A 12572-nucleotide genomic window follows, 5' to 3' on the forward strand; every position below is an offset into this window, starting at 1 on the left:
GTGATTGGCATCATTGGCGGTAGCGGGCTGTACCGAATCGACGGCCTGGAAGACCCGGTCTGGCGGAAGGTATCGACCGCGTGGGGCGAGCCCTCCGACGACGTTCTGACTGGTCGCCTCGACGGGCACGAGCTGGTCTTTCTTCCCCGGCACGGTCGCGGCCACAGCATCCCGCCGACCGATCTCAACTTCCGCGCCAACATTGCCGCGCTCAAGGAACTGGGTGCCACCGATGTGATCTCGCTGAGCGCCGTCGGGTCGCTCCGCGAGGACTTACCACCAGGCACCTTCGTGATCATCGATCAGTTCGTCGACCGCACCTTTGCGCGCGTCAAAAGCTTCTTCGGCAGCGGACTGGTGGGCCACGTCTCGATGGCCGACCCGGTGTGCTCCCGCATCGGCGATGCGCTCGAGGCGGCGGCCCGGTTGCTCGACCTTCCAGTCAGGCGTGGGGGAACCTACCTCGTGATGGAGGGCCCGCAGTTCTCAACCAGGGCCGAGTCCGAGCTGTACCGCTCCTGGGGCATGAGTGTGATCGGGATGACCAACATGCCGGAAGCGAAGCTGGCCCGCGAGGCCGAGCTCTGCTACGCGACCGTGGCCATGGTGACCGATTATGACTGCTGGCATCCCGATCACGCGGATGTGACAGTCGACCAGGTCGTTCGCGTCGTTCAGGAGAACGCCGACGCAGCGCGCCGCCTGGTGCGGAGTGCCATCCCTCACCTGGCCGCGCGTCCGAATCCCTGCCCGAGTCGCTGTGACCGTGCGCTCGATCACGCCATTATGACCGCGTCGGAGGCGCGGGATCCAGAGGTCCTCAAGTGGATGCGCAGTGTCGCCGGGCGGGTCCTGTGACCGACCTGCGCCAGTTGATTCGTTCGATACCCGATCACCCGAAGCCGGGCATCCTGTTCCGCGACATTACCACCTTGTTGGCCGACGCCGCGGGCTTCCGAGAAACCATCCGCCGTCTGGCCGCCAGGTACGAGGGGCAGGGCATCAGCAAGGTAGCGGCCATCGAAGCGCGCGGATTCATTCCCGGGGGCGGGCTTGCCGAGCGGATCGGCGCCGGTTTCGTTCCGCTCCGCAAGCAGGGGAAGCTGCCATCGGATTCCGTGGGCTACGACTACCAGCTCGAGTACGGCACCGACCGGATTGAAATCCATCGGGATGCCATCGTGCCGGGCGAACGCATCGTGATGGTGGACGACCTGATTGCAACCGGCGGCACCGCCCTGGCCGGTCTCCATTTGCTGCGTTCACTCGGTGCGCAGGTCGTCGAAGCCTGCTTCATTATCGACTTGCCCGAGCTCGGTGGCCGCCGTCGTCTCGAAGAGGCCGGATGCCCGGCCTTCTGTCTGATGGAGTTCGAGGGGCACTGATGCGAGTGGCGGGGCAATGGCACCGTACCATCGGTCTCTCGGCCGACGGCTGGTCGGTTTCACTGATCGATCAGACGGTCCTGCCCGGTCGCTTTCAGATCATCCGGGTCACCGATGCCGAGCAGATGGCGGAGGCAATCCGGACCATGCGGGTGCGTGGCGCACCGCTGATCGGAGTCGCGGCAGCGTTCGGCATGGCCCTGGCCATGCGGCACGATCCGTCCGATGCCGGGCTTGAGCGCACCTATCGGATCCTCGATGCCACGCGACCAACAGCCGTCAATCTCCGCTGGGCGCTCGATCGGGTTGCCACGGTCCTTCGCCCGGTTCCAGCGGCCGACCGCGAGGCGCGTGCCTATCAGGTTGCCGAGCAACTGGCCGACGCCGATGTAGCTGCCTGCCAGCAGCTCGGCTTACACGGATCCGGCTTGCTCCGATCGGCCTGGGAGGCCATCGGTCGGGCTCGACCCGTCGCGGTCATGACGCACTGTAATGCTGGCTGGCTCGCCACGGTCGATTGGGGCACTGCACTGGCACCGGTGTATCATGCGCACGATGCCGGCGTGCCGCTGCATGTCTGGGTCTCGGAGACTCGTCCCCGCAACCAGGGGCTGCTGACGGCGTGGGAACTGGATCAGCACGGCGTGCCCTACACCGTCGTCGCCGACAACGCCGCCGGACACCTGATGCGGCAGGGACGGGTCGATCTCTGTCTGGTTGGCACCGACCGCGTGGCGCGGAACGGCGACGTGGCCAACAAGGTCGGTACCTACCTGAAGGCGTTGGCCGCCTCTGACACGGGCGTGCCCTTTTACGTCGCAGTACCCTCGGCCAGCATCGATTGGTCGTCACCGACCGGCGACGATATCCCCATCGAGGAACGCCCGGGCCTGGAGCTCGGTCATGGCGCGGTGCCGGTGCTGAACCCGGCGTTCGATGTCACGCCGGCGCGACTCGTTACTGGCCTCCTGACTGAGCGTGGCGTGACCGAGGCCTCGGCTGCCGGACTGGACCGGCTCTTTCCGGAGCAAGGGCAATGATTTACCGGGCGGAGCGCGACCAGGTGCTCGAGGCGGCTCGCCGGTGCGTTACCCAGGGCCTGACACACGGCACTTCGGGGAACGTCAGCCTTCGACTCGCCACAGGCTTTGCCGTGACGCCGAGTGGCCTCGACTACGCCGAGGCGGGGCGGGAAGACATCGTGGTGCTCGACGACTCGGGCATCCCGCTTGCTGGGGAGCGACGGGTGCCATCGAGTGAGTGGCCGATGCACGCCAGAATCTATCAGACCCGCGTCGAGGTTCGGGCCATCGTACACGGGCACAGCCCCGCCGCTACCGCGCTCGCATGCCTGGGGCGGGACGTTCCACCGATCCACTACATGATTGCGATTGCCGGAGGTGATTCGATTCGCTGCGCCCCCTACCGCCCGTTCGGAACCGACGACCTCGCCCGCGTCGCGGTCGAGGCGTTGACCGATCGAAAGGCGTGCCTGCTGGCCCACCATGGGTTTCTGGCCGTCGGCGAATCGTTGCAAGAAGCCTTATCGGTTGCTGCGGAAACCGAGTTTCTTGCGGATTTGTACCTCAGATTGCTCCCGCTGGGCGATCCACCTCTCCTGTCGCGTGAGGCCATTGCTGATGCGCTCGCGCGATTTGCCGGTTACGGTCAACCTCGCCACCTGCCGAGTTCCTGAGCGTCAGTCGCGCGCCAACATCATGATGAGCCGCGACACTCGATACGCTACGATGGCGTCCGGCGCCCGGTAGCGAACCCGAACGCCGTTGACACGTTCCATCCCGGGGACGAACATCGCGGCATCGGCGTGGCTCGCCATGGCCAACTCGACTTCGAGAACGATCGGTGTCGTGTGGGAGACCGGTGCAATCGTCCTTCGACGGCTCAAGCCCGTCCTGACACCAGCGGCAATCCGTTCCCGCGCAGTGACGGGATTCATGGTTTTGGCGGCCATGAAGCCGAGACCTTCTTTCACGGCCAGCGCCTCGACCCCGGGAAAGAACTCGCGGGCGACCTCAGCGAACGCCTGATCACCTGAGACGAAGACGACCGGGACCCGGTGATGACCCGCCACCATCCCTGCGGTTCCGTACTCGCCGACTTCGGTGCCGTTGATCAGGATGTGCCGGAGTGCGTGCGAGTAGGTATGGCCCATCACGGCATTGGTTTGCGCAGCATGGCCGTGATATCCGATCAAGATCACGGCGTCGTAGCTGCCGTCGAGACCCTCGATCATGCCGAGCGGCTTGGAACGGCCGGTGATCAGCTGCGCACGGGAGTCGAGCTGATCGGCCCGAAGGTTGGTATGCGATCCATGGGCGTCGTTGACGACCACCTCGGTTGCGCCGGCCTCGAAAGCGGCAGCGATCGCCGCATTGACCTCGCCGAGCATCAGCGGGCGAGCCCATTCGTAGTCGGATCCGCCAGCCTGAGCAGCGGTAACGACGCCCGCCACCCCTTCCATGTCGGCGCTGATGTACACTTTGAGCTTCGACTGGGCCGTGACACCGGCCATCGGAAGGTGCAGTACGGCCAGCAGGCCGACGAAGGCGCGGATTGAACCCGTCATGAGATAGCTCGATCGAGTGGGAGGCCGGAAACTAGAGCCAGGTGCTGGATGTTGCCAGACGCAGGGCCTTGCCAATCGTGGCATCGTAGCAGCATCATTGCTTCCCCCATCCCGCCGACAGACTGCATGCGTCATCTCATCCCATTCGCCGCCCTGCTGGGGGTCGCCTGTGGCGGCGCCTCTGATTCGCCTTCCGGTACGACGATCACCAACGTTCGCATCGTGGACGGCACCGGGGCACCGAGCCGACTCGGTGCGGTTCGTATCGTCGGCGACACCATCGTCGCCGTAGGTGATATCGCGCCGGAATCCGGCGACTCGGTCGTCGATGGGGGTGGTCTCACCCTGGCACCAGGGTTTATCGATACCCACAGTCACCACGACCGCGGCCTCTTGAGCACCCCAGAAGCGGTCGGCGCGGTCAGTCAGGGCATCACCACGATCATCGCCGGCCAGGATGGCGGCCATCCGATGCCGCTGTCGCGCGCGATCGACACGACGGTGCGGGTCCGACCAAGCATCAACGTCGCTTTCTACGCAGGGCACAACTCGATTCGGTCCGCTGTGATGGGCAGCGATTTCAAACGCCCCGCGACCTCAGCCGAAGTCGATTCGATGGCCGCGATCCTCACCCGTGAGCTGGAGGCGGGCGCCCTCGGCCTGGCAACCGGTCTCGAGTACGATCCCGGGATCAACTCGGATCGTGCCGAGGTCATTGCACTGGCCAAAGTCGCAGCGGCGGCAGGGGGCCGTTACATCAGTCACATCCGCAGCGAGGACCGTTGGTTCTGGGAGGCGATCGACGAGATTATCGCGGTTGGTCGGGAAGCAGGACTGCCGGTTCAGATCAGCCACGTGAAGCTCGCGATGACGCCGCTCTGGGGGAAAGCAGACAGTCTGATCCGGATCCTCGACGCCGCACGGGCCAGCGGCATCGATATCACGGCCGACATCTATCCATACCCCTACTGGCAGTCGACCCTGCAGGTACTCTTCCCGGCCCGGAATTTCGATGATCGACGCGAGGCCGAGCGGGTGCTGCGAGAAATTGCCCCGGCCGAAGGACTGTTGATCGGCGACTTCGCCGCGAACCCGGAGTATGCCGGCAAGACAGTCGCGGAGATTGCCGTGGTCCGCAATGAAGCCCCCGCGGTCACGCTGCTGGCGCTGATCAAGGAGTCGATTGCCTGGGAGCAGGCCAATCCGGGTCGCGGCGGTGAGAGCGTGGTGGGTACCAGCATGTCGGAGCCCGATATTGCTGCGCTGATGGCCTGGGCGCACACCAACTTCTGCTCGGACGGGTCGCTGTCTGGTGCGCATCCCCGCGGCTTCGGCAGCTACACTCGCGTGCTCGGGCGCTATGTTCGGGAACAGAAGGTACTGACGCTCGAGACTGCGATTCGCAAGATGACCAGTCTGGCCGCCCAGCATGTTGGCCTGACTCGGCGCGGGACGATTGCCCCGGGCTACTTTGCCGATCTCGTTCTCTTCGATCCTGGTACGGTCATCGACAATGCGACGCCGGCCAGTCCGCATCTGATCTCGACCGGCATCGAGCGAGTCTGGGTCAACGGGCAGACGGTCTGGGCGGCCGGTGCGGTAACTGCACATCGACCGGGGCGGGTCCTGCTCCGCCAGGCCCAATGAGCCTCGTTGCCAGGATCGAAGCCGCCGATCGTCGGATTCGTCCCCATGCACGGGAAACGCCGCTGCTGTGGTCGCCGGCCCTGTCGGATCGGGCAGGTACCGGGATCCATCTCAAGCTCGAGAATCTTCAGCACACCGGGTCGTTCAAGCTGCGGGGTGCCCTGAATCGGATGCTGACTCTTAGCGATGCCGAGCGGTCACGTGGCATTGTCACGGCATCGACGGGGAACCACGGTGCGGCGTGCGCCTACGCCGGACGGATGAGCGGCGTTGCGCCACTCGTCTTCGTGCCGACGGGTGCGGCGCCGAGCAAGGTGGCACGGATCGAACGGCTGGGCGGGCAGGTGCGCTATCACGGGGTTGATTCCGGCGAGACCGAGCGCGAGGCCCGCCGGCAAGCCGAGCTGAGCGGCCAGTACTTCCTCTCGCCGTACAATGACGAAGAGGTCATGGCCGGGCAGGGAACCGTTGCGGCCGAGCTGCTGCGCCAGCTGCCGGACCTCGGCGCGGTCGTGGTCGCCGTTGGCGGCGGCGGCTTGATCGGCGGCATCGCGACTCTGCTCAAGCAAGTCCGGCCCGATACCCTCGTGATCGGCTGCTCGCCGCGCAACTCGGCCGTCATGGCCGCGTCCGTGGAAGCCGGGCGAGTGCTGGACCTGCCGTGCGAACCGACCTTGTCCGATGGCACGGCCGGTGGCGTCGAGGCCGATACGGTCACCTTCGAGCCATGTCGGCGCTATGTCGATCGCTACGATCTGGTGCGTGAAGACGAGATTCGCGACGCGATGCGACTCGTCTACGAGTCGGAAGGGCTGATTATCGAAGGAGCCGCCGGAGTGGCTGTTGCCTCGGCGTTGCGCCTGGCGTCCGATCTGGGCGGGCGAGATGTGGCGGTGGTCGTCTGCGGCGGCAACATCGGGCGAGCGGTATGGAGCGAGGCGCTGGAGACGGGATCGCTCCCGTCTCCCGCTTGATACGCAGCTACCGTGGAGGAATTCGCAGCGTGACCTCGTCTCCAGGTGAGACGGTAATCTCGTCCGAAACCGGGGTCCGGTTGCTGCCCACCGGGTCGGCTAGAAAGCGCAGTGGGGTCAGCGTCTTCACGAGATGCGACGGCAACCTGAAGCGCGTCTGGGTGTTCCCGGTTGCCAGGCCGAGCCGAATCCGGCGTCCGCCTTCGATCACGAAGATCGTCATGTCCGCAAATCCCTGGTTGTCGACCAGCACCGTCGTCGGCGCGTTGGGGTCGATACCGGTCGTCGGGCGATTGCTGCTGCAGCCCAGCAGAACCGAGGTTGCGAGTGCCAGCAGTCCGAGCGTCATCGTGCGTGTCATTTCTCTTCTCCTTGCAGTGGTCCGGTTGAATCGACTCCCCCGTCCCCGTTTCGTGACACTGCGTCTGACAGACCACCCTGACCGAGATTCTACCACCAGGATCGCATGACCGATTTACCGCCAACATTGCCGGCCATCGATGCCGCCGCCGCCCGCCTGGCTCCCTTCGTCCGCCAAACTCCGGTCTGGGAGTGGCGGGACGACCTGCTGGAGGGGCCAGGGTCCGTGGTACTCAAGCTGGAACTGTTTCAGTACTCTGGCTCCTTCAAGGTGCGTGGCGCCTTGATGAACATGCTCGCGCTTTCACCCGATCAGGTCAAGCGGGGCGTCACGGCCGTCAGCGCCGGCAATCACGCCGCTGCGGTTTCGTACGCAGCGCGAACCTTGGGGACTACCGCCAAGGTGGTGATGCCTCGGACCGCCAGCCCTGCGCGGGTAGCCTTGAGCCAGCGCTTGGGGGCCGAGGTCGTGCTGGTGGACGATGTGGCTGAGGCATTTGCTCGGGTCAAGGCCATCGAAACGAGCGAAGGACGCGCCTTTATCCACCCCTTCGAGGGGCTCGGCACGGCCACCGGCACGGCGACCGTCGGGCTCGAGTTCTGTCGCCAGGTCGACGATTTGGATGCCGTCGTCGTTCCGGTTGGCGGCGGCGGATTGATTGCCGGCATTGCGGCTGCCGTCAAGCAGTTCAAGCCGGGGTGTCTCGTCTTTGGTGTCGAGCCCGAGGGCAACGACGTCATCAAGCGAAGCATCGCCTCGGGGCAGCCCGAGCAGGCCATCCGTCCCAGCACGATCGCGGACAGCTTGAGCCCGCCGTTTGCGATGCCATACAGCCTCGGGCTGATCCGCCGATTCGTCGATGAGATCGTTCTCGTCAGCGACGACGCGCTGACCGAGGCGATGTATCTCCTGTTCGACCGACAGAAGCTCGCGGTCGAACCGGCCGGCGCGGCGACGACAGCAGCTTTGCTGGGTCCGCTGCGGGCGCAGTTACGCGGCCTGCGGGTCGGCCTGATTGTGTGCGGCGCCAACATCGATCCGGCACGGTTCAGCGAATACCTTGCTCGTGGTGAGGCTGGCTGGAAGGCGAGGACGTGATTCGTCCCGGCCAAAGCTGTGGCGGTACGGGCGGGCTGCCATGATGGCGATGCTGCTCTATGCCGCTATTCTCGGAGGCTTGTCGATTCTCTTTCTCGGAGCGATCAGTGCGCTTCGAGATGCCTTCCGTCAACGGGCGCGGCTGCGAGGGTTTCTGGCGGCAATCGCGGTGGCCTTATTGTCGCTTGCTGGCATGTTCGCGATGCTGATCTGATGCCGTCTCCTCGTCCGTTTCAGGATCACTTCTCGGCCGGGTCGTCCGACTACGCAGCTTTCCGGCCGCGCTATCCGGAGACCCTGTTTCGCTGGGTGGCCAGTCAGTCCCCCGGGCGCGACCTGGCATGGGATTGTGCCACCGGCAACGGGCAGGCCGCCGTCGGCCTGGCGCCGTTGTACACCCGCGTCGTGGCAACCGACGCGAGCAGTGCCCAGCTGGCCATGGCGGAACCCCGCGCCAACATCGACTACCGTTGCGCCTCGGCCGAAGCGTCGGGGCTGGCGGACCTGTCGGTCGATGTCGTAACCGTGGCGCAGGCGCTCCACTGGTTCGATCGCCCGGCGTTCTTCGCCGAGGTGATCCGGGTCGCGAAACCGGGCGCTCTGCTGGCGGTGTGGACCTACAATCTCATCCGCGGAGGCGGCGCCCTCGACCACGTCGTCGACCGGCTCTATGGCGACGTGCTTGGCCGTTACTGGCCAGCCGACCGCGCTCTGGTGGAAACCGGGTATCGCGACGTTGCAATACCCTTTGCCGAGCTGACGACGCCCCCCTTCGAGATGAGCGCTCAGTGGACGCTGGCACAGTTGAAGGGGTACCTGCGGACCTGGTCGTCTGCTGTGCGGTACCAGGCCCAGCACGGCGTCGATCCGCTGCTGTCGGTTGCTGACGAGTTGGCAGCCGCCTGGGGCGACCCCTCCCAAGTGCGTGATCTTCGCTGGCCCTTGGCGGTGCGGGCGGCTCGGGTCGAGCGCTGATTGGAAACACGACCTCCTGATCGTGCGTAGATTGAGGAGAGGTACGCTTCGAATTGCACTCAGGAGATCATGCCATGCTAGCACTGTTGACCGTTCTCGCGGCGGCCGTCGTCGGGAACGACCCGGCCCCGCAGCAGCCAACCTACGCCATCGTCAACGTTTCGGTCGTTCCGATGGATCGGGAACGAGTCCTGGCCGGTCAGACGGTGGTGGTTCGCGGTGACCGGATCGTTGCCATGGGCCCAACGGCGTCGACCGAAGTCCCGGCTGGCGCGGTCCGGATCGAGGGCAGGGGCAAATATCTGATGCCGGGGTTGGCCGAGATGCACGGCCACATTCCCCCAGGTCAGGTGGTGCCCGACTCGACCATCGAGCGGATTCTCGCGCTCTTTGCCCTGAACGGCGTAACCACGGTTCGAGGGATGCTGGGTGATCCGCGGCACCTCCCCATTCGCGACAGGGCGGCGCGCGGCGAGATCCTCAGCCCGACGATTTATACGTCCGGGCCGTCGCTCAACAGCAACTCCGTCAAGACAGGCCAGGACGCGATCGACTCTGTCACCAAGTACGCCAAGGCCGGTTACGACCTGCTCAAGATTCACCCGGGGATCAAGCGTGGAGTGTTCGACACGCTGGCGGCCACTGCCAAGGCCGTCGGAATCCGCTTTGCGGGTCACGTGCCGCTCGATGTCGGGATCGAACGCGCCATCGAACTCGGGTACTGGACGGTCGACCACTTCGATGGCTACATCGAAGGTCTGGTGCCTTCATCCGGACCGCTGACACCGCAGGAAACGGGGTTCTTCGGCCTGGGCCTGGTTGACCGGGTCGACGAAAGCCGCCTGGCCCAGCTTGCTGCGAAGACCAAGGCCCAGGGGGTCTGGATGGTGCCGACCGAAACCCTGATGCGGTATGTCACGGGGGGGTACACCATCGAGGAGCTGCGGAACTGGCCTGAAATGAAATACTGGTCCAAGGCAGGGCTGGAGGCCTGGGCCAAACAGACGGCAGGTTTCAAGGGCGCCAATGAACCTCCCAAGGCAACCCGCGATCGGTATATTGCCTTGCGCCGGAAAATCATCTCCACTTTCCACAAAGCGGGTGTCGGCTTTCTGCTTGGTTCGGATGCGCCCCAGATCTGGAACGTTCCCGGCTTTTCGATCTTCCGGGAGCTCGAGTATCTCGTCGATGCAGGGTTGACACCGTATCAGGCGCTCGAGAGCGGCACCCGCAACGTTGCCGTGCACTTCGGCACCGAGGCGGAGCGAGGCACCGTGGCTGCAGGCAAGCGGGCCGATTTGATCCTGCTCGATGGCAACCCGCTTTCCGCCATCAGCAATGTTCGGAAGCAGGCCGGCGTGATGGTCGGCGGCCGCTGGCTGCCGCGATCGGAAATTGCGCAGCGACTGAGGGCCCTGGAAGCTCAGTAGCCGTCAGCCGGTTGGCCTGATACCGGCTTGGCGGACGCCGAGCCGGTGCCTGTGCCACACTCCCCCGCGCCGAACGGGGTGTGGGTGGATCCGCGACTGCCAACCGTGTACCCTGGCAATTGCATCCCGGAATGGATACCATTGCGGTCTGGGTCGAAACCTCGACCAATGGTTTCCCGTATCAAGCCGATAGCCCATGGTCGACCAGCTGGTTCCGACAGCGGAGCTGTTTGCACTCCATACCAGGCTCTTCATCAATACGATCGCCGATCTCGATGACGGTGCCGCCGTGGTCCGCCCCAACGGTCGGACCAACAGCATTGCGTTCATCGGCGGGCACCTGGTCGAGACGCGTGCCTGGATGGCCCGTTTGTTGGGGCTCGACGTCCCGGCGCCGTTCGGTGGCGAGTTGGAGCACGAGACCGGTATCGACAAGATCCTCGCGCTCCCGTCTGTCACTGCCATTCGGGAACAATGGGAAGATGTCAGTCGGTTGATTCTGGCGAGGCTCGATGATGTCACGGCCGACGAGCTGGCGGCCCCGTCGGGACAGCGCTTCCCGGTCGTCTCCGGCAGCATGCTCGGCGCGCTGACCTTTCTGATGCATCATGAGGCGTATCATATCGGGCAGCTTGGCTATTTGCGGAAATTTGTCGGCTACCCGCCGATGTCGTATCGATAGGATCATCTTCAGCGGAAAGGCAAACCTCGGATGGGTTTCATCAGGGTGGTGGCACTCGGTTTCCTGGCGGGTGCGACAGCATGTGCTGGCAGTGGCAACGGTGGGAGTGGTGGTGCCCGGGGTAGTGCGCATGCTGCCCTGGTGGCCCGGATCGACTCGATCATCGAGGGGCCGATCAAGTCTGGCAAGGTGGTCGGCGCATCCGTGGCGGTGGTGAAGGGCCGAGACACGATCGTCGCCAAGGCGTACGGATTGGCCAACCTCGAGCTCAACGTGCCGACGCCGCCCAACGCGATCTACGAAATTGGCTCGGTCACCAAGCAGTTTACCGGCGCGGCTATCCTGCAGCTGGTCGAGCAAGGCAAGCTCAGCCTCGATGACGACATCAAGAAGTATCTGCCGACGTATAACACGCAGGGGCGCAAGATCGTCGTTCGGCAGCTGCTCGACCACACGTCCGGCATCAAAGGGTACACCGAGATTCCGGAGTTCCGGCAGTTCGGGGCTTACCGCCTGTCGCCGGATACGCTGGTCAATCTCTTCGCCAAGAAGCCCTTCGACTTCGAGCCCGGTGAAGAGGAGATCTACAACAACTCCGGGTTCTACCTGGCCGGCCTGATCATCGAGAAGGTGAGCGGTCAGTCCTACGAGGACTATGTCCAGAAGAATCTCTTCGATCGGGCCGGGATGACTCACTCGCACTATTGCAGCGAGTCCAAGGTCTACCAGAACAAGGTTTCCGGTTACGACAGTGACTCGGCCGGCCCGGTGCTCAAGGGGCCGCTGAGCCATATCTGGCCCTATGCCGCCGGCTCGCTTTGCGCGTCGGCGCTGGACCTGGTACGCTGGAACGAAGCGCTCCACCGCGAAGGGAAGATTCTCGGGCCGGCGGCCTATCAGGCGTTCATCACGCCGAGCAAGCTGAACGACGGTACTACGATCCGCTACGCCATGGGGATTGCAACTTACGACCGTCTGGGGCGTCGGGCACTCCATCACGGGGGTGGGATCAACGGGTTCCTGTCACAGAACAGCTACTTTCCGGATGACTCTCTGAGCGTTGTCGTCCTGTTCAATACTGCGGGGCCGGGCAGTCCGGACGCTGCGGCGCAAGCGATCGCGGAGGCGGTGCTGGGTACGCCGCCGTCGGCGGCTAAGGCCATTGACGGCGATGTGAGCCGCTTTGCCGGGACCTATGCGGGCCGCGGTCGCGGCCGCCCGATGGAACTCACGGTCGCGGTCGACGGCGGCAACGTGACAGTTCGGTTCCCCGGCGCCGATTCCGCCGAAACGCTGACCTATCTCGGCGACAACGTGTTCCTGCGGGATGAGACCCGCCTGATCTTCCAGGATCAGGGTGGCAAGATCGCCAAGGTCCGGCTCGATGCCGGGTATGCCAACAACGTCCTGACGCGGAAGTAGTCACAGACGGA

At 64.7% G+C, this 12572-nt stretch carries 14 protein-coding genes; 12 read left to right on the forward strand and 2 right to left on the reverse strand.

Annotated elements, in window-relative coordinates; translation table 11 throughout:
* Genes KF785_01125 through KF785_01140 form a run of 4 tightly spaced genes read left to right on the forward strand, consistent with a single transcriptional unit; the run spans position 1 to position 3081 of the window.
* Positions 1–858: an S-methyl-5'-thioadenosine phosphorylase gene (locus KF785_01125; GenBank protein MBX3145343.1), complete on the forward strand. Its 858-nt coding sequence runs from the start codon at positions 1–3 to the stop codon at positions 856–858.
* Positions 855–1385, forward strand: coding sequence for an adenine phosphoribosyltransferase (locus tag KF785_01130; GenBank protein ID MBX3145344.1), 531 nt, complete (start codon positions 855–857; stop codon positions 1383–1385). Before KF785_01125 ends, KF785_01130 begins: the two co-directional genes overlap by 4 nt.
* Positions 1385–2425 carry an S-methyl-5-thioribose-1-phosphate isomerase gene (mtnA, locus tag KF785_01135; GenBank protein MBX3145345.1) on the forward strand — a complete coding sequence of 347 codons (1041 nt, stop codon included), beginning with the start codon at positions 1385–1387 and terminating at the stop codon, positions 2423–2425. The genes KF785_01130 and mtnA overlap by 1 nt, the downstream gene beginning before the upstream one ends.
* A complete protein-coding gene (locus tag KF785_01140; GenBank protein MBX3145346.1) occupies positions 2422–3081 on the forward strand; it encodes a class II aldolase/adducin family protein in 660 nt (219 codons plus the stop codon). The genes mtnA and KF785_01140 overlap by 4 nt, the downstream gene beginning before the upstream one ends.
* Before the next feature lie 3 nt (positions 3082–3084).
* Here KF785_01140 and KF785_01145 read toward each other — a convergent pair whose 3' ends face one another.
* Positions 3085–3972, reverse strand: coding sequence for a M55 family metallopeptidase (locus KF785_01145; GenBank protein MBX3145347.1), 888 nt, complete (start codon positions 3970–3972; stop codon positions 3085–3087).
* Positions 3973–4098: 126 nt separating this feature from the next.
* Between KF785_01145 and KF785_01150 the strand changes: the two genes are divergently transcribed.
* Complete coding sequence (locus KF785_01150; GenBank protein MBX3145348.1) at positions 4099–5619, forward strand: amidohydrolase family protein; 1521 nt, start codon at positions 4099–4101, stop codon at positions 5617–5619.
* Positions 5616–6593: a threonine/serine dehydratase gene (locus tag KF785_01155; protein ID MBX3145349.1), complete on the forward strand. Its 978-nt coding sequence runs from the start codon at positions 5616–5618 to the stop codon at positions 6591–6593. The genes KF785_01150 and KF785_01155 overlap by 4 nt, the downstream gene beginning before the upstream one ends.
* A gap of 7 nt (positions 6594–6600) precedes the next feature.
* Here the strand turns inward: KF785_01155 and KF785_01160 are convergent, their stop codons facing one another.
* Complete coding sequence (locus KF785_01160) at positions 6601–6954, reverse strand: hypothetical protein (GenBank protein ID MBX3145350.1); 354 nt, start codon at positions 6952–6954, stop codon at positions 6601–6603.
* 105 nt (positions 6955–7059) lie between these two features.
* Between KF785_01160 and KF785_01165 the strand changes: the two genes are divergently transcribed.
* The 6 genes from KF785_01165 (at position 7060) to KF785_01190 (ending at position 12561) form a co-directional block, all read left to right on the forward strand.
* Positions 7060–8052: a pyridoxal-phosphate dependent enzyme gene (locus tag KF785_01165; GenBank protein MBX3145351.1), complete on the forward strand. Its 993-nt coding sequence runs from the start codon at positions 7060–7062 to the stop codon at positions 8050–8052.
* A gap of 40 nt (positions 8053–8092) precedes the next feature.
* Positions 8093–8266: a hypothetical protein gene (locus tag KF785_01170; protein MBX3145352.1), complete on the forward strand. Its 174-nt coding sequence runs from the start codon at positions 8093–8095 to the stop codon at positions 8264–8266.
* The gene (locus tag KF785_01175; protein ID MBX3145353.1) at positions 8266–9027 is read left to right on the forward strand and encodes a methyltransferase domain-containing protein; all 762 of its coding nucleotides are present in this window, start codon (positions 8266–8268) and stop codon (positions 9025–9027) included. The genes KF785_01170 and KF785_01175 overlap by 1 nt, the downstream gene beginning before the upstream one ends.
* Positions 9028–9101: 74 nt before the next feature.
* The gene (locus tag KF785_01180; GenBank protein MBX3145354.1) at positions 9102–10457 is read left to right on the forward strand and encodes an amidohydrolase family protein; all 1356 of its coding nucleotides are present in this window, start codon (positions 9102–9104) and stop codon (positions 10455–10457) included.
* A 196-nt stretch (positions 10458–10653) separates the two neighbouring features.
* Positions 10654–11139 (forward strand): DinB family protein, encoded by a 486-nt coding sequence (locus tag KF785_01185; GenBank protein MBX3145355.1) that lies wholly within the window; start codon positions 10654–10656, stop codon positions 11137–11139.
* Between the two features lie 30 nt (positions 11140–11169).
* Positions 11170–12561, forward strand: a complete 1392-nt coding sequence (locus KF785_01190) for a beta-lactamase family protein (protein MBX3145356.1) — start codon at positions 11170–11172, stop codon at positions 12559–12561.
* The last annotated feature ends 11 nt before the right edge of the window (positions 12562–12572 follow it).

This window comes from Gemmatimonadales bacterium (assembly GCA_019637315.1).
Lineage (GTDB): Bacteria > Gemmatimonadota > Gemmatimonadetes > Gemmatimonadales > GWC2-71-9 > SHZU01.

Bases quoted from the DNA above. Each gene is read 5' to 3' on its own strand.
- mtnA (MBX3145345.1), top strand. From the start codon at position 1,385: ATGCGAGTGGCGGGGCAATGGCACCGTACCATCGGTCTCTCGGCCGAC.
- KF785_01140 (MBX3145346.1), top strand. From the start codon at position 2,422: ATGATTTACCGGGCGGAGCGCGACCAGGTGCTCGAGGCGGCTCGCCGG.
- KF785_01145 (MBX3145347.1), bottom strand. From the start codon at position 3,972: ATGACGGGTTCAATCCGCGCCTTCGTCGGCCTGCTGGCCGTACTGCAC.
- KF785_01150 (MBX3145348.1), top strand. From the start codon at position 4,099: ATGCGTCATCTCATCCCATTCGCCGCCCTGCTGGGGGTCGCCTGTGGC.
- KF785_01155 (MBX3145349.1), top strand. From the start codon at position 5,616: ATGAGCCTCGTTGCCAGGATCGAAGCCGCCGATCGTCGGATTCGTCCC.
- KF785_01160 (MBX3145350.1), bottom strand. From the start codon at position 6,954: ATGACACGCACGATGACGCTCGGACTGCTGGCACTCGCAACCTCGGTT.
- KF785_01165 (MBX3145351.1), top strand. From the start codon at position 7,060: ATGACCGATTTACCGCCAACATTGCCGGCCATCGATGCCGCCGCCGCC.
- KF785_01170 (MBX3145352.1), top strand. From the start codon at position 8,093: ATGATGGCGATGCTGCTCTATGCCGCTATTCTCGGAGGCTTGTCGATT.
- KF785_01175 (MBX3145353.1), top strand. From the start codon at position 8,266: ATGCCGTCTCCTCGTCCGTTTCAGGATCACTTCTCGGCCGGGTCGTCC.
- KF785_01180 (MBX3145354.1), top strand. From the start codon at position 9,102: ATGCTAGCACTGTTGACCGTTCTCGCGGCGGCCGTCGTCGGGAACGAC.
- KF785_01185 (MBX3145355.1), top strand. From the start codon at position 10,654: ATGGTCGACCAGCTGGTTCCGACAGCGGAGCTGTTTGCACTCCATACC.
- KF785_01190 (MBX3145356.1), top strand. From the start codon at position 11,170: ATGGGTTTCATCAGGGTGGTGGCACTCGGTTTCCTGGCGGGTGCGACA.